This window comes from Nocardia glycosmidis (assembly GCF_052545115.1).
On the sequence record NZ_JBQWRH010000032.1, the window covers coordinates 1 to 24,232 of the forward strand.

The 24,232-nt window shown below is 68.8% G+C and carries 24 protein-coding genes; 8 read left to right on the forward strand and 16 right to left on the reverse strand.

What is annotated here, in order from left to right; all coding sequences use genetic code 11:
• On the reverse strand, positions 1–1,107 hold a 1,107-nt coding region (locus tag ACT86A_RS26520), incomplete at its 3' end, for a cbb3-type cytochrome c oxidase subunit I (RefSeq protein ID WP_445094951.1).
• A 382-nt stretch (positions 1,108–1,489) separates the two neighbouring features.
• Here ACT86A_RS26520 and ACT86A_RS26525 point away from each other — a divergent pair.
• Positions 1,490–1,879: a YchJ family protein gene (locus ACT86A_RS26525; RefSeq protein WP_445094952.1), complete on the forward strand. Its 390-nt coding sequence runs from the start codon at positions 1,490–1,492 to the stop codon at positions 1,877–1,879.
• Between the two features lie 19 nt (positions 1,880–1,898).
• The gene (locus ACT86A_RS26530; RefSeq protein WP_445094953.1) at positions 1,899–2,174 is read left to right on the forward strand and encodes an Rdx family protein; all 276 of its coding nucleotides are present in this window, start codon (positions 1,899–1,901) and stop codon (positions 2,172–2,174) included.
• A 21-nt stretch (positions 2,175–2,195) separates the two neighbouring features.
• On the opposite strand, the gene ACT86A_RS26535 is transcribed toward ACT86A_RS26530, so the two are convergent.
• Positions 2,196–2,423 carry an FmdB family zinc ribbon protein gene (locus ACT86A_RS26535; RefSeq protein ID WP_445094954.1) on the reverse strand — a complete coding sequence of 76 codons (228 nt, stop codon included), beginning with the start codon at positions 2,421–2,423 and terminating at the stop codon, positions 2,196–2,198.
• 253 nt (positions 2,424–2,676) lie between these two features.
• On the opposite strand from ACT86A_RS26535, the gene ACT86A_RS26540 reads away from it, so the two are divergent.
• Positions 2,677–4,260, forward strand: a complete 1,584-nt coding sequence (locus ACT86A_RS26540; protein ID WP_445094955.1) for a carboxylesterase/lipase family protein — start codon at positions 2,677–2,679, stop codon at positions 4,258–4,260.
• A 68-nt stretch (positions 4,261–4,328) separates the two neighbouring features.
• Here the strand turns inward: ACT86A_RS26540 and manB are convergent, their stop codons facing one another.
• The 3 genes from manB to rfbD form a co-directional block, all read right to left on the reverse strand.
• The gene (gene manB, locus ACT86A_RS26545; RefSeq protein ID WP_445094956.1) at positions 4,329–5,408 is read right to left on the reverse strand and encodes a mannose-1-phosphate guanylyltransferase; all 1,080 of its coding nucleotides are present in this window, start codon (positions 5,406–5,408) and stop codon (positions 4,329–4,331) included.
• Positions 5,409–5,513: 105 nt separating this feature from the next.
• Complete coding sequence (locus tag ACT86A_RS26550; RefSeq protein WP_445094957.1) at positions 5,514–6,404, reverse strand: glycosyltransferase family 2 protein; 891 nt, start codon at positions 6,402–6,404, stop codon at positions 5,514–5,516.
• 10 nt (positions 6,405–6,414) lie between these two features.
• Positions 6,415–7,284, reverse strand: coding sequence for a dTDP-4-dehydrorhamnose reductase (rfbD, locus tag ACT86A_RS26555; protein WP_445094958.1), 870 nt, complete (start codon positions 7,282–7,284; stop codon positions 6,415–6,417).
• A 198-nt stretch (positions 7,285–7,482) separates the two neighbouring features.
• Here rfbD and ACT86A_RS26560 point away from each other — a divergent pair, with 198 nt between their 5' ends.
• The 3 genes from ACT86A_RS26560 (at position 7,483) to ACT86A_RS26570 (ending at position 11,226) form a co-directional block, all read left to right on the forward strand.
• Positions 7,483–8,955 carry an LCP family protein gene (locus tag ACT86A_RS26560; protein ID WP_445094959.1) on the forward strand — a complete coding sequence of 491 codons (1,473 nt, stop codon included), beginning with the start codon at positions 7,483–7,485 and terminating at the stop codon, positions 8,953–8,955.
• Positions 8,956–8,958: 3 nt separating this feature from the next.
• A complete protein-coding gene (locus tag ACT86A_RS26565) occupies positions 8,959–9,681 on the forward strand; it encodes a TIGR03089 family protein (RefSeq protein WP_445094960.1) in 723 nt (240 codons plus the stop codon).
• Between the two features lie 237 nt (positions 9,682–9,918).
• On the forward strand, positions 9,919–11,226 hold the full coding sequence (locus ACT86A_RS26570; RefSeq protein WP_445094961.1) for a cytochrome P450: 1,308 nt from the start codon (positions 9,919–9,921) through the stop codon (positions 11,224–11,226).
• Here the strand turns inward: ACT86A_RS26570 and ACT86A_RS26575 are convergent, their stop codons facing one another.
• Both ACT86A_RS26575 and ACT86A_RS26580 read right to left on the reverse strand, forming a co-directional pair.
• Positions 11,227–11,928, reverse strand: a complete 702-nt coding sequence (locus tag ACT86A_RS26575; protein ID WP_445094962.1) for a response regulator — start codon at positions 11,926–11,928, stop codon at positions 11,227–11,229.
• Complete coding sequence (locus tag ACT86A_RS26580) at positions 11,925–13,511, reverse strand: ATP-binding protein (RefSeq protein ID WP_445094963.1); 1,587 nt, start codon at positions 13,509–13,511, stop codon at positions 11,925–11,927. The genes ACT86A_RS26575 and ACT86A_RS26580 overlap by 4 nt, the downstream gene beginning before the upstream one ends.
• A gap of 122 nt (positions 13,512–13,633) precedes the next feature.
• On the opposite strand from ACT86A_RS26580, the gene ACT86A_RS26585 reads away from it, so the two are divergent.
• On the forward strand, positions 13,634–14,998 hold the full coding sequence (locus tag ACT86A_RS26585; RefSeq protein ID WP_445094964.1) for a cation:dicarboxylate symporter family transporter: 1,365 nt from the start codon (positions 13,634–13,636) through the stop codon (positions 14,996–14,998).
• 171 nt (positions 14,999–15,169) lie between these two features.
• Here the strand turns inward: ACT86A_RS26585 and ACT86A_RS26590 are convergent, their stop codons facing one another.
• Both ACT86A_RS26590 and ACT86A_RS26595 read right to left on the reverse strand, forming a co-directional pair.
• Positions 15,170–15,613, reverse strand: coding sequence for a PIN domain-containing protein (locus ACT86A_RS26590; protein ID WP_445094965.1), 444 nt, complete (start codon positions 15,611–15,613; stop codon positions 15,170–15,172).
• Positions 15,610–15,840 (reverse strand): ribbon-helix-helix domain-containing protein, encoded by a 231-nt coding sequence (locus ACT86A_RS26595; RefSeq protein WP_445094966.1) that lies wholly within the window; start codon positions 15,838–15,840, stop codon positions 15,610–15,612. The genes ACT86A_RS26590 and ACT86A_RS26595 overlap by 4 nt, the downstream gene beginning before the upstream one ends.
• Positions 15,841–15,942: 102 nt before the next feature.
• Between ACT86A_RS26595 and ACT86A_RS26600 the strand changes: the two genes are divergently transcribed.
• Positions 15,943–17,430 (forward strand): phytoene desaturase family protein, encoded by a 1,488-nt coding sequence (locus tag ACT86A_RS26600; RefSeq protein WP_445094967.1) that lies wholly within the window; start codon positions 15,943–15,945, stop codon positions 17,428–17,430.
• Positions 17,431–17,462: 32 nt separating this feature from the next.
• Here ACT86A_RS26600 and ACT86A_RS26605 read toward each other — a convergent pair whose 3' ends face one another.
• The 7 genes from ACT86A_RS26605 to ACT86A_RS26635 all read right to left on the reverse strand — a co-directional run bounded on the left by ACT86A_RS26605 (position 17,463) and on the right by ACT86A_RS26635 (position 24,226).
• On the reverse strand, positions 17,463–18,389 hold the full coding sequence (locus ACT86A_RS26605; RefSeq protein ID WP_445094968.1) for a cation diffusion facilitator family transporter: 927 nt from the start codon (positions 18,387–18,389) through the stop codon (positions 17,463–17,465).
• A 388-nt stretch (positions 18,390–18,777) separates the two neighbouring features.
• Entirely contained in the window at positions 18,778–19,998 is a 1,221-nt protein-coding gene (gene manA, locus ACT86A_RS26610) for a mannose-6-phosphate isomerase, class I (RefSeq protein WP_445094969.1), read from the reverse strand.
• Positions 19,998–21,200, reverse strand: a complete 1,203-nt coding sequence (locus tag ACT86A_RS26615; protein WP_445094970.1) for a tobH protein — start codon at positions 21,198–21,200, stop codon at positions 19,998–20,000. The genes manA and ACT86A_RS26615 overlap by 1 nt, the downstream gene beginning before the upstream one ends.
• A 118-nt stretch (positions 21,201–21,318) precedes the next feature.
• Positions 21,319–22,695, reverse strand: a complete 1,377-nt coding sequence (locus ACT86A_RS26620) for a phosphomannomutase/phosphoglucomutase (protein WP_445094971.1) — start codon at positions 22,693–22,695, stop codon at positions 21,319–21,321.
• A gap of 64 nt (positions 22,696–22,759) precedes the next feature.
• Positions 22,760–23,140, reverse strand: a complete 381-nt coding sequence (locus ACT86A_RS26625) for a DUF3499 domain-containing protein (RefSeq protein ID WP_043697013.1) — start codon at positions 23,138–23,140, stop codon at positions 22,760–22,762.
• A 246-nt stretch (positions 23,141–23,386) separates the two neighbouring features.
• Positions 23,387–23,866, reverse strand: coding sequence for a metallopeptidase family protein (locus ACT86A_RS26630; protein ID WP_330228826.1), 480 nt, complete (start codon positions 23,864–23,866; stop codon positions 23,387–23,389).
• Between the two features lie 126 nt (positions 23,867–23,992).
• Positions 23,993–24,226, reverse strand: a complete 234-nt coding sequence (locus ACT86A_RS26635) for a WhiB family transcriptional regulator (protein ID WP_445094982.1) — start codon at positions 24,224–24,226, stop codon at positions 23,993–23,995.
• Between the last annotated feature and the right edge of the window lie 6 nt (positions 24,227–24,232).

Consider the following 24,232-nt stretch of genomic DNA (forward strand, 5'->3'; position numbering starts at 1 on the left):
CGTCACCAGGAAGCCGAGGGAGAACAGCATCGGCGATTCGAAGGTCAGCTGACCGCGCCACATGGTGCCGATCCAGTTGAAGAACTTCACACCGGTCGGCACCGCGATGAGGAAGGTCATGAACGAGAAGAACGGCAGCAGCACCGCGCCGGTGGCGTACATGTGGTGCGCCCACACCGCGATGGATAACATCCCGATCGCCAGTGTGGCGTACACCAAGGTGGTGTAGCCGAAGATCGGCTTGCGCGAGAAGACCGGGAAGATCTCCGAGACGATGCCGAAGAACGGCAGCGCGATGATGTACACCTCGGGGTGCCCGAAGAACCAGAACAGGTGTTGCCACAGCAGCGTTCCGCCGGTGGCCGGATCGTAGATATTGCCCCCGAGCCGACGATCCACCGCCAGCCCCATCAGCGCCGCGGTGAGCAGCGGGAAGGCCAGCAGTACCAGAATGCTGGTGACGGCGATGTTCCAGGTGAAGATCGGCATCCGGAACATGGTCATGCCCGGTGCGCGTAGACAGATCACCGTGGTCAGCATGTTGACCGCACCCAGAATCGTGCCCAAACCGGAGACAGCCAGGCCCATGATCCACAGATCCGACCCCACTCCCGGGGAGTGCGTGATGTCCGTGAGCGGTGAATACGCCGTCCACCCGAAATCCGCCGCGCCGCCCGGGGTGATGAAGCCCGCGGTCGCCATGGTGGCGCCGAACAGATACAGCCAGTAGCTGAAGGCGTTCAGGCGCGGGAAGGCGACGTCGGGCGCACCGATCTGCAGCGGCAGGACGACGTTGGCGAAGCCGAACACGATCGGAGTGGCATAGAACAGCAGCATGATCGTGCCGTGCATGGTGAACAGCTGGTTGAACTGCTCGGGCGAGAGGAACTGCAGGCCGGGCCGCGCCAGCTCACCACGCATCAGCAGGGCCATCAGGCCACCGATGAGGAAAAAGGCCATCGACGTGGTCAGGTACATGACGCCCAGCACTTTGGGGTCGGTGGTCGTGACCATCTTCCAGATATAGGAGCCCTTCGGGCCGAGCCGTGCCGGATAGGGCCGCACCGCCTCCAACGGGGGCGCTGATCGGGGCGCTACATCAGTCAACGATCCTCCTGAAACGCAGCTCAGATCCAGGATCAATTCGGCGGCCATATGACGGCTATATGAAGCAAATCATAGCGCCGGTCGTCATACTCCGCGGCTCGCGAAATTACTCCCAGATTGTGTGATCGATCCGGAGACCGGCGGCGGTCGCAATCCATCCGATACGCGAAATCGGACAATTTGCGCAACCGAACAGCGGAATTATCGAATTGTCCGAAAACGGACGCGGTCGTGCAATCGCCACAGCATGCTGTGCCCCTGCCGGGCATCCGATGGGCTTTCGGGACGGTCGCCCGAACAACCGCTCACGCAGGAAGAGACAGTGGGATGAGCGACGGACCGGGCGAGGCCTGCGTAATGTTCCCGCCGAAGGAGGTGCGGTATGAGCGGATCGCGAAGGTGCCCGTGCGGGCAGGGCGAAGCATTCGAGGAATGCTGTGGTCCGGTGTTGCGGGGCGAGCGCGCCGCCGCCACCGCCGAAGCCCTGATGCGGTCGCGCTATACCGCGTTCGCGGTGGGCGAGCTCGACTACCTGCTGCGTTCGTGGCATCCACGCACCCGACCGGTGGAATTGGCGCTCGACCCGGCACAGCGCTGGCTCTATCTGGAGATCATCCGCACCGATCGCGGCGGTCTGTTCGACGACACCGGGACCGTGGAATTCGTCGCGCACTACCGGGACGCGGACGGTCGCGGCGAACTGCGCGAGACCAGCAGATTCGCCCGGTCCGGCGGTGCCTGGGTCTACCTGGACGGCACGCACGGCCGCTGAGGCGGTAGCGTCAGCGGGCATGGCGCGCGTCGCGATCGAGTACTGCACCCAATGCCGCTGGCTGCTGCGGGCGAGCTGGATGGCGCAGGAATTGCTCAGCACGTTCGCCACCGAACTGGGTGAGGTCGCGCTCGTTCCGGGCTCAGGTGGGGTCTTCCGGATCACCGTCGACGGCGAACAGATCTGGGAACGCAAGGCGGACGGCGGGTTCCCCGATATCGCGGTGCTCAAGCAGCGGGTGCGCGACCGGGTGGCGCCCGAGCGCGACCTCGGCCACGTCGACCGGCGCGACTGAACCCGCCGCGGCCGAACGAGGTCAGCCGCAGCAGCCGCCTCCGCAGCAGCCGCCACCCATGGCAGGCGCCGCGGGGCTGGGTGCGGGCGTATTGCCGCCGCCGCGCGTCACGGTAGCGAACGTGGTCAGCAGTTTGACTGTGTCGTCGTGTCCGCTCGGGCAGCTCGCGGGCGCCGACGACTCCGCCATCGGACGGGACAACTCGAAGGTGTCGCCACAGCTGCGGCACCGATAGCTGTAACTCGGCATCCGGTCATCCTAGGGCCTGCGCTGCCGAGGTGTTCTGATCGGACTCGCGACGCCGCGCGGCCGATAGAAATTTTGCAGCTATCTATATCGCGGCCGAGCAATTGGTCACTACCGTGACGAAATCGACACTGCGCTACGGTCAACGGTCTGAACAGCGGATGAATAGCGACTGATGCGGCAATGTCTCGGCATTGAAACTTGTCCGTACCGATCTTCGACGTACTCTCGAAACAGGAGTATGAGGAGGTCTACGATGCGCGCTGAGCTGTCTGCGGGGGTGCCCGGTCCCGACGATTTCGCCGATCCGATCGCGCGAACCGTGTACGGCGACGTGCGCGGTGTGCGCGAAGGCGCCATCTCCGTCTGGCGCAGCATTCCCTACGCCGGCGCCCCCACCGGCGCCGCGCGGTTCGCGCCGCCGCGGCCGCCGCAGCCGTGGGACGGGGTGCGCGACTGCACCCGCTTCGGCCAGATAGCGCCGCAGTCGATGGGCCCTATGGTGCCCATCGAATCGGGTCTCACGATGGGTGAGGACTGTCTGTGGCTGAACGTCTGGTCGCCGCGGCACGAGGGCAGCGATCCAGCAGGCCGGTCGCGCCCGGTGCTGGTCTGGCTGCACGGCGGGGCGTACTGTCTCGGCACCGCCGCGCAGGAGATCTACGACGGGCGCAAACTGGCCCTGGCCGGCGACGTCGTGATCGTCGCGGTGAACTATCGACTCGGCGCGCTCGGCTTCCTCGACCTGTCCTCGCTCGGCGACGACTTCGTGCCGAACCTCGGCCTGCACGACCAGATCGCCGCGCTGGAATGGGTGCGCGACAACATCGCCGCGTTCGGGGGCGACCCGGGCAACGTCACGCTGTTCGGGGAGTCCTCCGGCGCGGGCTGCGTCACCGCTTTGCTTACCTCGCCCCGCGCGGCGGGCCTGTTCCACAAGGCAATCGCCCAGAGCCCGCCCGCGACAACGGTGTTCGGACCGGAGCGGGCCGCGGCGGTGGCGCGGCGCTTCCTGGAGTTGATGGAATTGCCCGCCTCCCGGGCCGCGGAACTGCTGGAGTGTCCGATCGATCGGATCGTCGCGGCCGCGGGTGTGCTGCTCGACGAGGTCCCTTTGAAAGAGCCGGGCAGGCTGGCGGCCGCGCCCGTGGTCGACGGGGATCTGCTGCCGACTTACCCGATTGACCAGTTCCAGCACGGGCGTTCGCACCGGGTGCCCCTGATCGTCGGCACCAACAAGGACGAGGCGTCGCTGTTTCGGCTGCTCCGCTCGCCGATCCTGCCGGTAACCCCGGACGCGGTGAACACGATGCTGCGCGATGTCGCCGCGAGCCATCCGGGAATGTCACCGGAGCGACTCGCCGAGATCACGTCGGCCTACCCGGATCTGAGCAAGCCCCGCGGGGCGTTGGCCATGTCCACCGACGCCGCGTTCCGCATGCCCGCGCACTGGGTGGCCGATGGCCACGCCCAGCACTCGCCGACCTGGATGTACCGCTTCGACTACGCCACCCCGATGCTGCGGGCAGCGCGCGTCGGTGCGGGTCACGCCACCGAATTGCCCTACGTCTTCGGCAATTTCGGCACGATCAACCACGACCCGACGTTCTGGCTCGGCGGCCGCAAGACAGCCATGGAGATCTCCGGCCGCATCATGCGGCGCTGGCTCGCCTTCGCCACCTACGGCGTCCCCGCGGCCATCGACGGCTCCAAGCACTGGCCCCCCTACCGGCCTTCGGCCCGCCGAGCCCTGGTACTCGACACCGCCGACCGAGTCGTCGACGACCCCGACCGCGACCTGCACACCGCTTGGGGCCAGCGGGCCGTCGGCTTCAGCTAGCCGGCGATTTCGCGCCTGCTTGCGCAGCGTCCGGGAGGATGCGCCGGCGTGGGGGGCGCTGTCCAGGGTCAGACGTCGGTGGAGAAGCGGATACCGCCGTCGGGAATCTCCACGCCCGGCCAGACCCGGGCGCCGCGCAGAAGTTCGCAGCGGGCGCCGATGTTCGCACCGTCGCCGATGACGCCGTCGCGGACGAGCGCGCGCGGGCCGATGCGCGCGCCGAAACCGATGATCGTGCGCTCGATAGTGGCGCCCGCTTCGATCACCGCGCCGTCGAAGACGACCGCGCCGTCCAGACGTGCGCCCGCGCCGATCTCGGCGCCGCGGCCGACCACCGTACCGCCGATGAGCACCGCGCCCGGGGCGATGCCCGCGGCGGGATGGACCAGCGATTCGCCGCGCTGGCCCGGCAGCGCGGGGGAGGGCGCGATACCGCGAACCAGATCGGCGGAGCCACGGACGAAGTCCTCCGGGGTGCCCATGTCACGCCAGTAGGACATGTCGACATGCCCTTGCAGGCGGGCGCCCTCGGCCAGCAGTGCGGGGAACACCTCGCGCTCCACCGACACCGGACGCCCCGTCGGGATCTTCTCGATGTACTCGCGGCGGAAGACGTAGCATCCGGCGTTGATCTGGTCGGTCGGCGGATCCTGGGTCTTCTCCAGGAATGCGGTCACCCGGCCGTCGTCGTCGGTCGGCACACAGCCGAACGCGCGCGGATCGCTGACTCGGACCAGGTGCAGCGTCACATCGGCGCGGGTCGACTCGTGCGTATCGAGCACTGCGCCGAGATCGGTGCCGCCGAGCACATCGCCGTTGAACACCATCACGTTGTCGGCGCGCAGCTTGGGCAGCACGTTGCGGATCGCACCGCCGGTCCCCAGCGGCTCGGTCTCGGTGACGTACTCGAGCTCCAGCCCGAGCTCGGAGCCATCGCCGAAGTGTTCCTCGAACACCTCGGCCTTGAACGAGGTGCCCAGCACCACGTGGGTGATCCCGGCTTCCGCGATGCGGGCGAGCAGATGGGTCAGAAATGGCAATCCGGCCGTCGGCAGCATCGGCTTGGGCGCCGAAAGGGTCAGCGGACGCAACCGCGTGCCCTGCCCACCGACCAGGATCACGGCGTCGGTGCCTGCGTTTCCGGTCATCGAGCTCCTCTGTTCATGCTCACTCGTGCCCGCGCCGCGCCGGCGCTCGGCTCCGGCACGAGCGAGTGCTCGGCTGTCTTCATTGTTCGCTCGCTGCGGCGCCGGCTAACCGGCGTCCCGCGCCTGTCGGCGCAGGGCAGATCGAACCGCAATCTTCGAGCGCACCGCAAGTCCGGCCCGCAGCGCCAACCGCAGCGGTGCCTGCCACCAGTGCGGATGCCGATCCGCCTGGAAGCGGTAGGCGCTGGCGTGGTGGGCGGGCAGCATGACTTCGGGATGGCGGCCCGCCGCATGGCCCTTGGCGTGGGTGACCTCGGCGTCCGGCACGAAGACGTTGTGCCAGCCCGCCTTGCCCATCCGGTCGCCGAAGTCGACGTCTTCCATGTACATGAAGTAGCGCGAGTCGAAGCCGTCGATCGAGTCGAACGCCGCGCGTCGCACCAGCAGGCACGACCCGGACAGCCAGCCGACGGCCCGCTCGGAGATGTCCTCGTTCTCCTGCCGGTAGCGGCGGGTCCACGGGTTGGACTGCCACACCGCGCCCAGGATCGCGTGACCGGCGCCGTCCAGCAGTCCCGGCACGCGGCGGGCGGACGGATACACGCTGCCGTCCGGCTCCAGCACCATCGGCCCGATGGCGCCGGCACGCGGCCAGCGTTTGGCCGCCGCGAGCATCGTGTCGATGGAATCGACCCCCCAGCGGATGTCGGGGTTGGCGATCAGGAGGAACTCGATGCCGGGATCGAGCTCCGCGACCGCCCGGTTGATCGCACCGCCGTAGCCGATGTTGCCGCCGGTGCGCAGCAGCCGCACATGCGAGTTGCCCTCGGCGATCAGCTCCGGCACGCCGTCCACCGAGCCGTTGTCGGCGAGGATCACCTGGGGTTTCTCCGTGGTCGCCGCGGCGAGGGTGGTGATGAAGTGCTCGAGGTGTTCGCCCGGCGAATAGGTCACCGTGACAACGGCCAGGCTCGCGGGCGCGGCGGGATCGCTCATGACGCCAACCCTAGCCGGACCGGCGGGCCAGCGCGTCGCCCAGTGCCGTCCGCCAGGCACGCAAGGGAGTCAGCCCGGCGTTGTCCCAGGTACGTGCCGACAGCACCGAATATGACGGGCGCCGTGCGGGTCTGGGAAATACAGAGGAGTCACAGGGCCGGACCCGCTGCGGGTCCGCGCCGATTCCGGCGAACACGGCGCGCGCGAGCTCGAACCGGCTTGCCTGGCCCGCGTTGGTGGCGTGCAGGATTCGCGGCGCGTCCGGTCGCGCCACCAGCTCGAGCAACGCGGCGGCCAGGTCGGCGGCATAGGTGGGCGAGCCGACCTCGTCGTCGACCACGTCGACGGTGTCGCGTTCGCGTTCCAGCCGCAGCATCGTCGCGACGAAATCGCCGCCGCGCCCGGTGTATACCCATGCGGTACGCACCACGTGCGCGTTCGGGCACCGTGCGAGTACCGCCTGTTCGCCGGCGAGCTTGGACTTTCCGTAGACGGACGCGGGCCCGGTGGAATCGGTGGTGTCGTAGGGTCGCTGGTGGGTACCTGGGAAGACATAGTCGGTGGACAGATGGATGAGCCGAGCATCGAGTGCCGCGCAGGCGTCGGCGAGCCGGGCGGGTCCGGTCGCGTTACCCGCGTACGCTGCCTCGGTCTCGGTTTCGGCCCGGTCGACAGCGGTGTACGCGGCACAGTTCAGCACCACGTCGCCGGGGGCGAGCACCGCGCGCACGGCGGCGGGGTCGGTGATATCGAGTTCGGTGTGCCCGTAGCCGCGGGCGTCCGGAGCCAGACGCAGCAGTTCCCGGCCCACCTGGCCGTGCGCCCCGGTGACGACGAGGCGTGCGGATACGGTGGGTTCGGGCGCGGTGGGGTCGGTCACGGCCGCAAGTCTGGCATGCCACCGCGCTCGGGGTTGAGGTCCTTCGCAATGACCGTTCGCTAGCTCGAGGCCTCGGGGGTTCCCGAAACCGGGCGGGGCGGGCGGGAACTACAGGTGGCGGGGCAGTCGCTATCGCATCGCCATGAGACCCGGTTTCGGCGAGAGGATGCACAGTTGTCGCAGCGGAAGGGTATATCGGTGTCGTCGCGGCCGCCCCGGCCCGATACGCAATCGGCCGCGCTGTGGCGCTCGCTGGCCGCGGCCGCCGCCGTCATCGTGCTCGTGCTCACCGGCTTCGCCTGGCGCAGCGTCGACGCGCTGGTCGCCGATATCGAGCGCATCGGCGACCTCGGGCTCGGCGGCGGCAGCGACGGCGCGCTGGACATCCTGCTGGTCGGCGTGGACAGCCGGACCGACGCCCACGGCAATCCGCTGTCGGACCGCGAGCGCGCCATCCTGCACGCGGGCGACGAATCCGGCACCAATACCGACACCATCGTGCTGCTGCGCGTGCCGAACGACGGGCGCTCCGCCACCGCGATCTCGATTCCGCGCGACGCCTACCTCGATATTCCCGGCCTCGGCATGGGCAAGATCAACTCGGCCTACGGAACGACCAAGGCGGCCCAGTATTCGAAACTGACCGAGCACGGCGTCTCGGCGGTCGACGCGCAGCGGCAATCCACCCAGGCCGGCAGGCAGGCGCTGATCAAGACGGTCGCCGCCCTGACCGGGATCACCGTCGATCACTATGCGGAGGTGAGCCTGCTCGGCTTCGTGCTGCTCACCGACGCCGTCGGTGGCGTCGAGGTGTGCCTGCGCAACCCTGTCGACGAATGGATGTCCGGCGCTGATTTCCCCGCGGGCCGCCAGCGCCTGGACGGTGCACGAGCGCTGAGTTTCGTACGCCAGCGCCACAATCTGCCGCGCGGCGACATCGATCGCATCGTGCGCCAGCAGGTGTTCATGGCACAACTGGTCCGCCAGGTCCTCAGCGCGAAGACACTCGCCAACCCGGCCACCCTGCGCAAGCTCAGCGACGCGGTGGGCCGGACGATCGTGGTGGACGACGAGTGGGACGTGCTGGCGTTCCTGCAGCAGTTGAAGGATCTCTCCGGCGGGCAGGTCACGTTCGAGACCATTCCGGTCGCCGATCTCAACGGCGAGACCCGCAGCGGCGAATCCGTGGTCAAGGTCGATCCCAAGTCGGTCAAGACCTACGTCGGCTCGCTGGTCGACGCGGGGGAAACCACGCGGACGCCCGGGTCCGGTACCAATCCCACGACGACGGTCACGGTCAACGTCTACAACGCGGGTGGCGTCGGCGGACTCGCGGCGGAGGTGGCGCGGGCGCTGAGCGCCAAAGGATTCCGCCAAGGCGCGGTGTCCAACTACACCGGAGACCATGTCACGAGCAGCCGGGTGCTGGCCGCGGACCCGTCAGGTCCGAAGGCCAAGGCAGTGGCCACGGCGCTCGGCGGGTTGACGATCCGCGCGGATCCGGCGCTGTCGCCGGATTCGGTGAGCGTCGTGCTGGCAAGCGACTATTCTGGTCCGGGCTCGGCGGCCGGCAAGGTTTTCGACCTCTCCGGAACGTCGACGTCCGCCACACCCGTCCCACCAGCCCCACCGATCGATGCAGGCCAGAACGGACCGAAATGCGTGAACTGAACCATGCGTGACATCGACCAGGCACACACCCTCACCGAGGCGGTGCTCGATCCGATCCTCGCCCGCGAGCCGGCGGGCCCGCGGGTCACCTATTACGACGACTCGACCGGCGCACGGATCGAACTGTCCGGCCTGACGCTGGCGAACTGGGCGGCCAAGACGGCCAACCTGATTCGCGACGAGTTCGGCCTGAGCCCGGGCGCCCGGGTCGCGGTGCTGCTGCCCGCGCACTGGCAGACCGCCGCGGTGCTGCTCGGCTGCTGGTGGGCGGGCACCGAGGTGGTGCTGCACCCGGACCCGGATGCCGACTTGGCCTTGGTGACCCCCGATCGCCTCGACGATACCGACGGCGCGGGTGAGGTCGCGGCGCTGTCGCTGGACGCCATGGGCGCCCCGGTGCGCGATCTGCCGGTGGGCGTCACCGATTTCGCGACCTCCGTGCGGGTGCACGGCGACCAGTTCCTGCCCCGCGGCGCCGGTGTCGCGCTGGAGGGCATGGCGGTCGCCGAAGTACTCGCCGAGGCGCGGAAATCGGCGTTGTGGCAAGGCTTCGCCGAGGGCGACCGGGTGCTGTCCAGTACGCCGTGGGAAACGCCCGCCGAGCTCATCGATGGCTACCTCGCGGTGCTCGCCGCGGGCGCTTCGCTGGTGCAGGTGGTCAACCCCGATCCGGCGCTGCGGGATCGCCGTATCGCATCGGAACGAGTCACCGCGCAGCGCGGGTGAGCGAGCGCCTGCGGGTGCAGGTGTGGGCGAGCGCCGGCGAGGTGGAGTCGCGCGCCGTAACGGGCAGCGCGATCCCCGCGCGACGGCGCCCACCGTGGTAGGAGCGCCGATCCGACAATGCGCTGATCCGACAATGGGACGTTCCACTTGTCCGGGGACTTCCGTAGGGTGGAGTCATCGCACAGCAGTGGAGTCATCGCACAGCAGTAGAGTCATCGCATAGCGACGGGGTGAACTATGAAGCCACAGTATTGGTTCCGCTGGTTGTCGGTGCAAGGCGCGCCTCGCCTCGCCCTGCGTTTACAGGCCCGCCGGGGCGACCCGTTCGCCGAATTGATGGGTGGCCCGACCGGCTGCGACGACCCCTATCCGCTGATCGAGCGACTGCGTGGGCACGGCAGGCTGCTGCGGACCCCGATCGCGTGGGCCACCTTCGACTACGAGCTGTGCCGTTCGATCCTGCGCGATACCCGCTTCGGCGTGCGCACCACGGAGAGCTTCAACATCCCCAAACCGATGCAGAAGCTCGCAGAGCGTTTTCCCCTGCCGCCGAACCCGGTCGAGCCGCCGTCGATGCTGGTGATCGATCCGCCGGAGCACACGCGGATGCGCAAGCCGGTCGCCTCGGCGTTCACCCCGCGTGCCATCCGCAGGCTGCGCGATCGCGTCGAGACGGTCACCGCGGAATTGCTGAACGAGCTGCCCGCGGGTGGCTCGGCCGATCTGATCGCGTCGTACGCCGCCCAGGTGCCGATCGCGATCATCTCCGAGATGCTCGGCTTTCCCGACGAGGACAAGGCGATGTTCCTGGCCTGGGGCGATCAGATGACGCCGCTGCTGGACGTCGGCATCCCGTGGCGCGCGCATCGCAAGGCCCTGCTGGCGATGGAGGTGATGAACGACTACCTCGACCGGCATATCGAACGGCTGCGCCGCGAGCCGGGCGCGGACATCCTGAGCAGCCTGGTCACCGCGGGCGAGCTGGACTCCTTCGCGTTGAAGGCCACCGCGAGCCTGCTCATGGGCGCGGGGTTCGAGACCACGGTCAATCTGATCGGCAATGGCGTCGCCCAGTTGCTGGCCCACCCCGATCAGTTGGAGCGGTTGCGTGCCGAGCCGGATTTGTGGCCCAACGCGGTCGAGGAGATCCTGCGCTTCGACTCGCCGGTGCAGACCACCGCGCGCACGGCGTTGACCGACGTGGAGATCGACGGCGTCCTGGTGCGCGAGGGCAACACGGTGGTGCTGTCGCTGGCGGGCGCCAACCGCGACCCCGCGGTCTTCGCCGATCCCGGCCGGTTCGACGTCGGGCGCGGCAATGCCAAGGATCACCTGTCCTTCAGCAGTGGCATACACGTCTGCCTCGGCGGCGGCCTTGCCAGGATGGAGGGCGTATACGCCCTACAGTCGCTGTTCGAGCAGTTCCCCGACCTGCGCTTAGGCGGCGTGCCGTCGCGGCGTGAGCTGTTCACCTTGCACGGCTATCAGCGGTTGCCGGTCCAACTCGGCCGTCGTGCGCCCGCGCCGGAGCCGTCGTCGGTGTGATCAGCCGGCGCTCTTCCAGACGTAGCGGGACTTCGGACGACCTGCCCGGCCGTAGTCCGAGCGCCGGATCACCAAGCCGTCGTCGGCCAGTTTCTCCAGGTACCGCCAGGCGGTGATGCGGGAGACCCCGATCGCGGTCGCTGTATCCGCGGCGGTGACGCCCTCGCTCTCGGCGGCGCGGACGGTGCGGGAAATCTCGTCGAGGGTCTGCGGCGCGACGCCCTTGGGGGTGGCGGCGCGCTGGTCGGGCGTGCGCAACGCGCTCAACGCCCGGTCGATGTCGTTCTGCGAGACCGCGCTCTCACCGGCGGGCAGCGCGGTGCGGAACTCGCGGTAGCGTTCCAGCTTGTCCCGGAACGCGGCGAACGTGAACGGCTTCAGCAGATACAGCACCACGCCGTGCGCCACGGCGGTGCGCACCAGGGCGAGATCGCGTGCGGAGGTGATCGCGATGACGTCCGGTCGCGGAGCCAGTCCGGTCAGCGCGGCGGCGACGTCGAGGCCGCTCGCGTCCGGTAGCCCGATGTCCATCAGCACCAGGTCGATCGGAGCGCCCTTGGCTGCGGCCTCGGCCGCCGCACGCATCGCCTCGCGTCCGGTGTGGGCGATGCCGACCGGCGTGAATCCGGTGATGCGCTCCACATAGGCCCGGTGCGCCTCGGCGATCAGTGGCTCGTCTTCGACGATCAGCACTCGGATCATCGTGCTTCCTCTCGTGGAATCGTGACGGTCACCGCGCTTTCGGGATCCCGTTGGGTGCGGATGGTTCCGCCGTGGCGGGTCACCAGCCGGTGGACCAGTGCGAGACCGAGCCCATGATGGTCGGCTTTGGTCGAATAGCCGCGCCGCGAGGCGCGCGCGAAAATCTCCGCCGACATCCCGGGCCCGCTGTCGGCGACCCGGACCACCAGCATCGACGTATCGGGCGCTGCCCCGGCTTCGGCGCAGCCATCCTGATGGCGCAGGGTGACTTCCACCCAGCCGGACGGACTGTCCGCGGCGGCGTCGATCGCGTTGTCGACGAGATTGCCGACCAAGGTGACGGTTTCGTGCGCCGACAGCGGGTCCACCGAGTCGAGCGCCGTGTCGTCGGTGATGGTCAGTTCGATACCGCGTTCGGCGGCCTGGTTCACCTTGCCGAGCAGCAGCGCGGCCAACGCCGGCGCGCCGACCGCGGCGAACAACCGATCGATCAGCGCCTGGGACATCTGGAGTTCCGAGGTGGCGAACTCGATAGCCTCCCGATGGCGGCCCAGTTCGACCATGGTGACCACCGTGTGCAGCCGGTTGGCGGACTCGTGCGCCTGCGCTTGCAGGGACGCCGCGAAGCTGCGCACCGAATCGAGTTCGCCCATCACCGCCTGCAACTCCGTGTGGTCGCGGATCGTCGTCACCGTGCCGATCGGGCGACCCTCCCACTCCACGGTGTCCTGGTTGACCAGCAGGATCCGGTCGGTGGTCACATGCATCTCGTCGCGCACGGTGCCCGACTTCATCCGCTGTAGCGACAGCGGAAGGTCGCCGCGCCGCACCGTTCCGGCAGGTAGGTCGAGCAGGCGGCGCGCTTCGTCGTTCACCACCTCGGCCTTATCGCCGGACGCCCCGAACACCACCAGGCCCTCGCGGACCGAGTGCAGTACCGCGTCATGGTGCTCGTACATCACGCGCAGTTCGTCGGGCGCGAGACCGTGGGTCTGCCGGCGGAGCCGACGGCTCAGCAGGAACGAACCACCCGCCGCGAGCGCGAGGCCGGCCCCGGCGACGCCGAGGATCACCGGGAGCTGGGCGGCGACCTGCTCGCCGATCTTCGCGCGGGTCACGCCGGCCGAGACCAGGGCGATGATCTTCCCGCCGTCGTAGACCGGAGTGACTGCCCGGATCGAGGGGCCGAGCGTGCCGGTGTAGGTCTCGGTGAACGTCTCGCCCGCCAGCGCGCGATCGATGTTGCCGGAGAACGGCAGCCCGATCAGGGCCGGATTGCTGTGTGTGTAGCGCGTCCGATCCGGCGCCATGACCACGATGAAGTCCATACCGGTGTCGCGCCGGATCTTCTCGGTTACCGGCTGCAACAGCGCCGCCGGATCATCGGTGTGGATGGCGGCGATGGTGGACGGCGAATCGGCCACGGTCACCGCGACGCGGGTGACCTCGCGGGTGGTGATGACGTCGCTGTCGCGCCTGGCGTCCAGGACCGCGAGCAGCGCGCCGATCGTGACCACCACCGCGAGCACGATCAACTGGAAGACGAACGCCTGACCGGCGAGAGAGAGCCGACCGCGTCTCACAAACTTGTCCTCCACTGAAAGAAATGCACCAAACCGTGACCGGAGTCACCGGTTCGACCATTATTTTGCCTGGGGGGCGTGAGCCACCTCACTTCGGTACCTCTCGAAGGGAAATCCTCGCCATGAGCGACTCGACTCGAACGCGGCACGACCGCACCCATTGGCTGTATCTGGCCGTCATCGTGGCGGTGGTCGCAGGCGTCCTGGTCGGCTGGCTGGCGCCCGGTGTCGGGCAGTCCCTCGCCCCGCTCGGGACCATCTTCGTCAATCTCATCAAGATGATGATCGCCCCCGTCATCTTCTGCACCATCGTGCTGGGAATCGGCTCGGTGCGCGCGGCGGCCACGATCGGCAAGGTCGGCGGTCTGGCCATCGGCTACTTCCTGATCATGTCGACGATCGCGCTCGGGATCGGCCTCGTCGTCGGGAATCTGGTGCAACCCGGCACCGGGTTGAATATCGCCAAGTCGGCCAATACCGGTCACAGTCTGGCCGACCAGGCGCACAGTGCGGGCGGTACCTGGGATTTCATCCAGAACATCGTCCCCGCCACACTGCTGTCCTCGCTCACCTCGGGCAACGTCCTGCAGGCGCTGTTCATCGCACTGCTGGTCGGTTTCGCGGTGCAGGCCATGGGCAAGACCGGCGAGCCGATCGTGCGCGGCGTGGCGTTGCTGCAGAAGCTGGTGTTCCGGATCCTGGTGATGATTCTGTGGCTCGCGCCGGTCGGCGCGTTCGGCGCGATCGCGAACGTGGTCGGCAAGACCGGCCTGGACGCGGTGGTGAAGCTGGGCACGCTGATGGTCGCGTTCTACCTGACCTGCCTGGTGTTCGTCTTCGGTGTGCTCGGCGTGCTGCTGTGGACAGTCTCGCGGGTATCGATCTTCAAGCTGGTCCGCTACCTGGCGCGGGAGTACCTGCTGATCGTCGCGACCTCGTCCTCGGAGTCGGCGCTGCCGCGTCTGATCGCGAAAATGGATCACCTGGGTGTCGAGCGCACCACGGTGGGTGTGGTCGTGCCGACCGGGTATTCGTTCAACCTGGACGGCACCGCTATCTACCTGACCATGGCCTCGCTGTTCATCGCGGAGGCGATGGGCAAGCCGCTGGCCATCGGCGAGCAGGTCGGCCTGCTGCTGTTCATGATCATCGCGTCCAAGGGGGCGGCGGGTGTCACCGGCGCGGGCTTGGCGACGCTGGCGGCCGGATTGCAGAGCCACCGGCCCGAGCTGCTCGACGGCGTCGGGGTGATCGTCGGCATCGACCGCTTCATGTCCGAGGCGCGGGCGCTGACCAACTTCTCCGGCAATGCCGTGGCCACGGTGCTGATCGGCACCTGGACCAAGACCGTCGACGTGGACCGGGTGCATGAGGTCCTCGACCGCAAACTGCCCTTCGACGAGCGGACCATGGTCGACGACGAGCACGGGACCCCGGGCGCGCCGCCCGCCCAGGAGGCCGAGGCCACCGTTCTCGTCAAGGCGTAACGGGCAAAAGCCCATCCGCAGGCACCGCGGCCCGAGTCGGGCAGCCGGTGAGCGGAACAGCTCGACGAAGGCCCGCGGGATCCGCGGGCCTTCGTCGCGTTCGAGTCCGAGCCGCGCACTCCTGCAGGTGCGTCCCGAGCTGTGCGACCATCGCCGACAGCTTCGGCGCACTCAACTGTCTTGGAGGAGAAGGTGAAACGCGGGGTGAATGGGGGTCAAGGGCCTGATGGCGCGAAAGTCCTTCTCGTCGAGGGTCAATATCGCGTTGGTCAGATAGCGTTCGGCGACAACCACGTTGACGGCATCGGCCAGGTCCAAGCGCAACCCCTGATACTGCTGGATGAGCTTCTGAGCGACCCGCAGATCGTGGTGATCCACGGTCGGAACCAGTACCGCACCTTCTTCCGCGGACGTGACGAGGTCATCCAGTACGGGGTCGGCGACGTGCCGGTCTTTGCCGAAGCGTGCCACGAGGAGGTGGTCGACCTCGTCGAGGACCAGTGGCGAGACGACCGCGACGGACGTCGCGAGCAGTTCGCGGACGCGTGCTCCGTGCGGGGCGGCGCTGTCGTAGGCCGCGATGATCGCCGAGGTGTCGGCGATGAAGAAGCTCACCGTTCGTAGGCTTCGTTCAGTAGCGTGTCCGCCTGGGCGGCGAACTGCGGATCGCCGGAGTCGAACGTGGGCCATGGACGTGTCCGCGGAGTGCGCGGCGTACGCAACAGAACCAGATCGATGCCTTCGCGGATGAGGTCGGCCTCGGATCGGCCGGATGCCTCAGCCGCCCGCTTCAGGCGGGACGCTTGCTCCGCTTCGAGATACACACTCGTCTTCGCCTTCATAGACATAGGGTAACACGTAGGGCATTTCTAGCCGGTCGTGTTACGCGCCGCTTGGCGGCGCCGGCCACCGGTTTCGGTGATCGTCGCCGGTAGCGTGGGGGTATGGCTGATGTGGTGGTGGTCGGCGCCGGACCGAACGGGCTCACCGCCGCGGTGATCCTGGCCCGGGCGGGGCTGACCGTGGAAGTCTTCGAGGCGGAGGCGACGCCCGGGGGCGGATCGCGGACGGCGGAGCTGACGCTGCCCGGCTACTGGCACGACGTGTGCGCGGGCGCGCATCCGATGGCGTTGGCGTCACCGGTGTTCCGTGCCTTCGATCTGGCCGCGCACGGCGTCGAGTTGCTCGCCCCGGAGGTGTCCTACGCGCATCCGCTCGACGGCGCGGTGGCCGGACTGGCTTGGCGGGACCTGGAGCGCACGGTGGATGGCCTCGGTCGTGACGGCGCCGCCTGGCGCAGGTTGTTCGCACCGCTGCTGCGGCATTGGCCCGATGTGGTCGATGTCGCGATGTCGGATCTGCGTCGCGTGCCATCCGGGCTCGCGACCGCGATCCGGTTCGGCCTGCGCGTGCTGGAGCAGGGATCGCCGCTGTGGGACATCAGGTTTCGCGAACAGGTCGCACCCGCTCTGCTGACCGGTGTCGCCACCCACGCCATCATCCCGCCGCGCGCGATCACCGCCGCTGGGGCCGGGCTGCTGCTCGCCACCCTGGCCCATGCCGGCGGCTGGGTCTTTCCGCGTGGCGGCAGCCAGGCGATTCCCAACGCACTGATCGCGGAACTCGAACGGCTCGGTGGCCGGGTGCACACCGGGCATCGGGTCGACTCGCTGGAAGAGTTTTCCGAGTTTTCCGAGTTTTCTGGGGTCCGCGCGATCCTGCTCGATCTCGTCCCGGCCGAACTGCTGCGCATCGCGGGGCACCGGTTGCCCCGGAGGTATGCGAACCGACTGCGGCATTTCCGCTATGGCGGCGCGGCCTGCAAGGTCGACTTCGCGCTTTCCGGGCCGGTGCCCTGGCAGGTCGAGGACTGTGCGCTGGCCGGAACCGTGCACGTGATCGGCACCCGCGCCGAGGCAATGGCGGCCGAGCATGCCGTCGCTATGGGGCGGCACGCCGAACGGCCCTATGTGCTGTCCATCCAGCCCGGTGTGGTCGACCCGACCCGCGCACCCGCGGGCGGGCACACCTTCTACACCTACGCCCACGTGCCCAACGGCTCCACCCGTGATGTCAGCGCGGATGTGATCGCCCAGGTCGAGCGTTTCGCACCGGGTTTTCGCGATCTGATCGTGGCCCAGAATGTCCGCACTGCGGCCGAAATGCCCGCGCACAACGCCAATTACATCGGCGGTGACATCTCCGCGGGTGCGATGACTCTGCGCCAGTTCGCGTTCCGCCCGGCCCCGCGCTGGAATCCTTACGCCACTCCGCTTCCGGGCGTCTACCTGTGTTCGTCTGCCACCCCGCCCGGCCCCGGCGTGCACGGCATGAACGGCCTGCATGCCGCGCGCCACGCCCTGCGTGACCGTTTCGCCATCCACGCCGACCCGCTCGATCTCCTGCGCGCCCCCGCCAACCAGCTCCATTGAGCACCGCGTAACGCCGCGCTATCCGGCGGGCCTCAGCCCTTGGCGGGTGCGGTGCGGTAGAGGTCCGGCTCGAGGTAGATGACGCGTGCGGCGGGGACCACCGAACGGACGCGCGACTCGGCGTCATCGATCGCGGTCGCGATAGCGGCGATGTCCAGGCCGGGAACCACGCCTATTTTCGCGGCCACAAGCAGCTCCTCCGGACCGAGGTACTGGGTCTTGAGGTGGATCACGCGATCGATGCGGGTGTCGTCGACCAGGTTCGCGCGGATCAGCTGGTTTTCGTCGGGAGTGGCGCCCTCGCCGATCAGCAGGCTCTGCATCTCCACGATCAGCACGACCGCGATGACGCCGAGCAGCGCGCCGATGGCCAGCGTGCCGACGCCGTCCCACACCGGGTTGTCGGTGAGCATGGTCAGGCCGACGCCCGCGAACGCGAGGAGCAGGCCGATCAGCGCGCCGGTGTCCTCCAGCAGCACCACCGGAAGTTCCGGGCTGCGCGAATTGCGGATGAACCGCCACCAGCTCGCGTCACCTTTCAGCGGCGCCGACTCGCGCATCGCCGTTCGGAAGCTGTAGGTCTCCAGCGCGATCGCGATCAGCAGGATCACGATCGCCACGATCGGTGAACTCAGCTGCTCAGGATGCTGGATCTTGTGGATGCCCTCATAGATGGCGTATCCGGAGCCGAGGGTGAACAGCACCAGCGCCACGATGAACGAATAGAAGTAGCGGTTGCGCGCGTACCCGAACGGGTGCAGTTCGTCGGCCTCCTGCTCGGCGCGACGCTGACCGAGCAGCAGCAACCCCTGATTGCCGGTATCGGCCACGGAGTGCACGGCCTCGGCGAGCATCGACCCGGAGCCGGTGATCACCGCACCGACGAACTTCGCCGCGGCGATTCCCGCGTTCGCGGTCAACGCCGCGATGATGGCCTTCTTGCCACCGCCAGCCGACATGGCAGCATGTCCTCTCTGTCTGCGAGCTATCCGCGAACAGCCTAATGGGCGCAGTCGGACATAGTTCGTCGTCAGCCCGCGCCGGGCAGAGCGGAGGTTCGAGGGAGCCGCTCGTGTGCCGGACGGAGGGAGGTGTGGGGGAGCGGCTCGTGTGCCGGGTGGGGTGGGGGCTCGTGGCGGCCGGTTGTGTGCCGGGTGGGGTGGGGGCTCGTGGCAGCCGCTTATGCGCCGGGCCGAGCGGAGGCTCGTGGCAGCCGCTTATGCGCCGGGCCGAGCGAAGGCTCGTGGCAGCCGCTTATGCGCCGGGCCGAGCGAAGGCTCGTGGCAGCCGCTTATGCGCCGGGCCGAGCGAAGGCGAGGCAGCCGCCTGGGCCGGTGCGACGGCAGGTCAGGCGGCCGCGCCGACGCAGGCGCAGAACAGCTGGACGTCGCTGTCCACCGCCTGCGCCCGAATGTCGATGTCGGCGGCCGAAATCCAGGCGGCGCCACCGCGGGCGAGCTCGAGCGAGCAGTCGTTGTGCCACAGTCGCACCGTTCCCGCGGTGCACAGCACGATGCCCGGCCCCGCCGCGGTCAGCGGTACCCGCGCCGAGCCCGCGACGAGGTCGAACCGTCGTAGCGCGAACTCCCCCGCGGACGTTCGATAACGCACCGACCCGTCGCACACCGGCTCCGGCAGTACGACGGGCAGGCCGATCGGCTCGAAGTCCAGTACTCGCAACAGTTCCGGCACATCGACGTGCTTCGGCGTGAGACCGCCGCGCAGCACGTTGTCGGAGTTGGCCATGATCTCCACCCCGAGCCCGCGCAGATAGGCGTGCAGGTTCCCGGCCGCGAGGAACAACCCCTGACCGGGCTCCAGGGTTACCCGGTTCAGCAGCAGCGCCGCGAGCACCCCCGCGTCGCCGGGGTAGGCCTCGGCCAGTTCGAGCGTGGTGCGCGCCTCGGCGGTGAACTCCCGCGTGCCCTTGGCGGACAGATACCGCACGCAGCCGTCGAGCACCATCGGCAGCAGCGTGGCGAGCACCTGCTGCGGCAGCGTGATCCAGGTCGTGAACAGGGTGCGTAAACCATCCGAATCCGGTTGGGCGGCAAGCAATTCGGAGTAGGAGTTCAGCGCGTCCACGGCCAGTGCGCGCAGCAGTGCGACGGTGTGGTGCGGGTCGCGGAAACCGGCCAGCGCCTCGAAGCGGTCCAGCGCGACGACCAACTCGGGCTTGTGGTTCTCGTCGCGGTAGTTGCGCAAGGGCGAGTCCACCGGCACCTTCGCCCGGTTCTCTCGCTCGAACCCGGCCTTGGCCTGCGCCGCGCTCGGATGCGCCTGCAAGGACAATGGTTCCTCGGCCGCCAGGATCTTGAGCAGGAACGGCAGCTTGCCGTCGAATTCCGCCGCGGCGGCGCCCAATTCCCGCTCCGGGTCGCCGGCGACCAGCTCCAGTAGCGAGGTGGTGCGGTCGCCGAGCCGCACGTATGCGGGGTCGGCCGGGTGGGCGCCGAACCATAGTTCGGCCTCCGGATGTGCGGAGGGCACCGGCCTGCCGCACAGCTGAGCGAGCGCGGTGCGCGATCCCCAGGCATACGAGCGGAGCGCACCAACGAGTTCGTGCACTAGTAACTTCCCCCGAACTGCTCCTGGCTGTCGGCCGCGGCGGTGCGGGAGCCGATCAGCCGTAGGTAGGCGGCCGCCATCTCCAGTCGCAGCGCGAGCACCGCGAGTTGTTCGAGTTCGGTGCCTTGCCCGGGCGCGGACTCCTCGGCGTGGGTCGGTCCGGGCGCGGTGGGGTCGGTCATCCCGGTGTGCAGCAGGTCCACGTCGGCGTTCACCAGGTCGGCGTCCACCAGATTCGACCCATCGCCGCCGAACACCGCGATCCGGCGGCGGGCAGCGGCCCGATCGCGATCGGCGCTGAGCACGAAGACCCGGACGCGCTCCACCGGAGCGGGTCCGTCCAGTTCCTCGTCGTGGAACATCGGATCGAAATCGGGCGCGGATCCGCCGGCGGCCTCGGTCATCCGGGCGTTCGCGGCCACGGCCTCGGCCAGGTCCACAGCGGTGGCCACCTTGCCCGCGGACTGCAGCAGTACTTCGGCCCCGTGCTCGGCCAACTCGGCGGCGGCGGGTGAATCGCCCGCGAGCACGATGCCACGCTGCTGCATCCGCGCGGCCAACATCTTGGCGGGATTATGGAAGACCTCGCTGTGCGGACCGTCGCGCAGCGCCTCCGCGTCCAGCACGTCGGCCAGTTCGGTCAGCTCGGGGACGGACAGGCCGGTGCGCACCGGGTCGACCGCGCGCAGCACCGCGATGCCGGCGGCCAGGAAGCGCAGCAGGCGATTGTGCCCGAGCACCTGCACCCTCGGTTCCAGCAGTGCGGCGCGACCGGCCGCGGCGGCGCGCAGCGGGCCCTCGTGCGGCGCCGCGACGATCACCTCGGCGCCGCGGCGCAGTGCTCGGTCGACGGCGTCGATCAGCCGTGGGTCGCCCGCGTCGTCGCCGGCGACCAGCACGACGTCCAGCGGCCCCACCCACGGTGGCAAGGCGGCGGCGGGCACGATGGGCAGGCCGCTACGGTCGCCGAGCGCGGCGACGAGCAGTCCCGCGGCGCGCGCGGCCCGCCCGGAACCAGAGACCAGCACCACGCTGCGCGGCCGCAGGTCGGTCAAACGGGCCAGCGCATGCTCACCGACGGCCGCCGCGGTGGCGCGCACCTGGGCGCCGCCGGAAGCGGCCGAGCGCAGGGCGCCGCCGGCATCGGCTGCCTCGAGTGAAGCGGCATCGTCGAGGTCGAGCACCGGTGTTCCAGCGATCATCGGGCGTCCCACCTCCCCTCATCGCGCTGTATCGTTTCCGCCCCCGCGCCGCAGCGGTCGGGCTGCCATGCCGAGACCGAGTCGGGCGAATCCAAGGCCTGTGATTCCACTATTCCAGTCAGAAGCGCACGATGCCCAGGATCTCGGTTACGAGTGCGTCTACTTCCTCCGCCGACCTGGCCTCGACGTTCAGCCGGAGCAACGGCTCGGTATTCGATGCGCGCAGGTTGAACCAGGCATTGTCGGCCAGCTGGACGGTCACCCCGTCCAGCCGGTCCACCGCGTGCGCCCGGTCCGCGAAAGCGTCCACCACCGCCATCGTCCGCGCGGTCGCGTCGGACACCGTGGAGTTGATCTCGCCGGAAGCCGCGTAGGTCGCGTAGGACGACATCAGCTCCGACACCGGCCGGTCCTTCTCGCCGAGCGCGGCCAGCACGTGCAGTGCCGCGAGCATGCCGGAGTCGGCGCCCCAGAAATCGCGGAAGTAGTAGTGCGCGGAGTGCTCACCGCCGAACACCGCTGCGGTGGCGGCCATTTCCTGCTTGATGAACGAGTGGCCGACCCGGGTGCGTACCGGCGTTCCGCCCAGCTCGTGCACCAGCTCCGGCACCGCGCGGGAGGTGATCAGGTTGTGAATGATCACCGCGCCCGGCTCCTTGGCCAGCTCACGCTCGGCGACCAGCGCGGTGATCGCCGACGGCGACACCGGGTCGCCGTTCTCGTCGACCACGAAACAGCGGTCGGCGTCGCCGTCGAACGCCAGGCCGATGTCGGCGCCCGAGTTGCGGACCAGTTTCTGCAGGTCCACCAGGTTCGCCGGGTCGAGCGGGTTGGCCTCGTGGTTCGGGAAGCTGCCGTCCAGGTCGAAATAGAGCGGGACGATGGTCACCTGCGCCACGGTGCCCAGCACAGCGGGCACGGTGTGGCCGCCCATACCGTTGCCGGCGTCCACCGCGATGGTGAGCGGCCGGATGCCGCCCAGATCCACCAGGCCGCGCAGGAAAGCCGCGTATTCGGTGAGCAGATCCAGTTCCGTCGCGGTGCCGCGTTCGCCCGGATAATCGGGCACGCCCTCGATCAGTTCGTTCTTGATGGCGGCCAGACCGGTGTCCTGTCCCACCGGGAGAGCTTTGGCGCGGCACAGCTTGATGCCGTTGTAGCGGGCCGGATTGTGGCTGGCGGTGAACATGGCACCCGGGCACTCGAGCTGGCCGGAGGCGAAGTACAGCTGATCGGTCGAGGCGAGACCGATGTGCACCACGTCCAGTCCCTGGTCGAGCACGCCGTCGGCGAAGGCGCTCGACAGCCCCGGGGAGGAATCCCGCATATCGTGTCCGATGGCGATCCGGCGTGCGCCCTCCGCCCGCATCAACCTGGCGAACGACGCGCCGACGTCGCGGACGAATTCCGCGTCGATCTGATCACCGACCACCCCGCGAACGTCGTAAGCCTTGATCACCGCGTTCACGAATTCGGCCGAGCGGGCGACTGTCATGCCCAACACCCTAGTGGTTGTGCGATTGTGGCCGCACAGGCTGGTCCGGCAGCGTCCCGGCGGATCAGGAGGGCGGGTCGGGAAGCACGCGGAGGTGGCCGCGGCGGCCGGTGCGCGTGGTGCGCGGCGGCGGGGGTGCGTAGTCGCGATAGCCGCGCTGCTCGTGTTCCGGCGGACGGCGGCGCAGCCCCGCCTCGCGTACCGCCTCGGCGAGTGCGGTCAGATCGTCGTCATCCGGTGTGCTGGAGGAGAATCCGCCTTCGTGACGGACCAGTTCCCAGCCTTTCGGAGCGGTGATTCGGGAGCCGTGCGTTTCGCAGAGATCCCAGGAGTGCGGTTCGGCGACCGTCGCGAGCGGCCCGACCACAGCGGTCGAATCCGAATACACATAGGTGAGCGTCGCGACGGCCGGATTCTTGCAGCCTGGACGGCAGCAACGACGCATGGGAATCACGCCGATGAGAGTAACCTCCCTGCCGCATCGATGGGGACAGACACGCTTGAAGAATCTCGGTCTGCTTTCCGCGGAGTGGGGCGGCACGGAATCCCGCGATCGCGCGGCCCGGCCGACGCTACTTCGCGGAGCGGGAGATCTGGGGATACCCCGCGGGCGGCCGACGTACACACGTGGCCGTCGGGCGCCCGCCCCGCAACGGCATTCGGGGGCCGCCGCCGCATGGATGGGTGCCGATCACTCCGCTTCCGGATCGATCACGTCCGGATCCACACCGAGGTAGGTCGCGACCTGCTGGACCAGCACTTCACGCAGCAGGTCCACCAGATCGTCGGGATCGCTGGCGCGCAGTTCGAGCGGCTTGCGGAACAGGACCACCCGCGCCCGGGTCGCCGCACCGTGCCGGTCGACGCCGGCCGGGATGAGCCGGGACAGCGGAACCGGCCCGTCGGCGACGACCTCATCCGGCCAGGTCACCGAATCCGGGTGCAGTGGACGGATTTTCGGAACGTCGTCGACGGCGATGTCCAGTTTTGTGAGCCGGTCGTGCCAGCGGGTGTCCAATGGGGCGAACGCCTCCAGCACCAGCCGGTCGAATTTCTGGCCGCGGGTCCGCCAGGCGGGCACGGTGGGTGGCAGCATCGGCCCGCGCACACCGCGGCCGCGGCGGGTCACCGACCGGGCGGTCGGCGGTCGACGCTTACGAGAACGTGCCATGACACAAAATCTAGGCCAGCCACCCGCTGCCGTCCGCATCGAGGCGGGGGATCTGCTCCGGTCGTGTCGCTGTGCCCGGAGTCGGCCCCTGGTGGGGACCGCGACTCCGGGCGCCGCGTACGTCCGTCAGCTGATGCCGCGCTTGAGGCGGCGGCGCTCCCGCTCGGAGAGACCGCCCCAGATACCGAAGCGCTCATCATGGGCGAGTGCGTAGTCCAGGCACTCGTCGCGTACTTCGCAGCCCATGCAGATCCGTTTGGCCTCGCGGGTCGAGCCGCCCTTCTCGGGGAAGAACGCCTCCGGATCGGTCTGCGCGCACAGGGCACGCTCCTGCCACTGCTCTTCGATGGATTCGAACATCTCGTC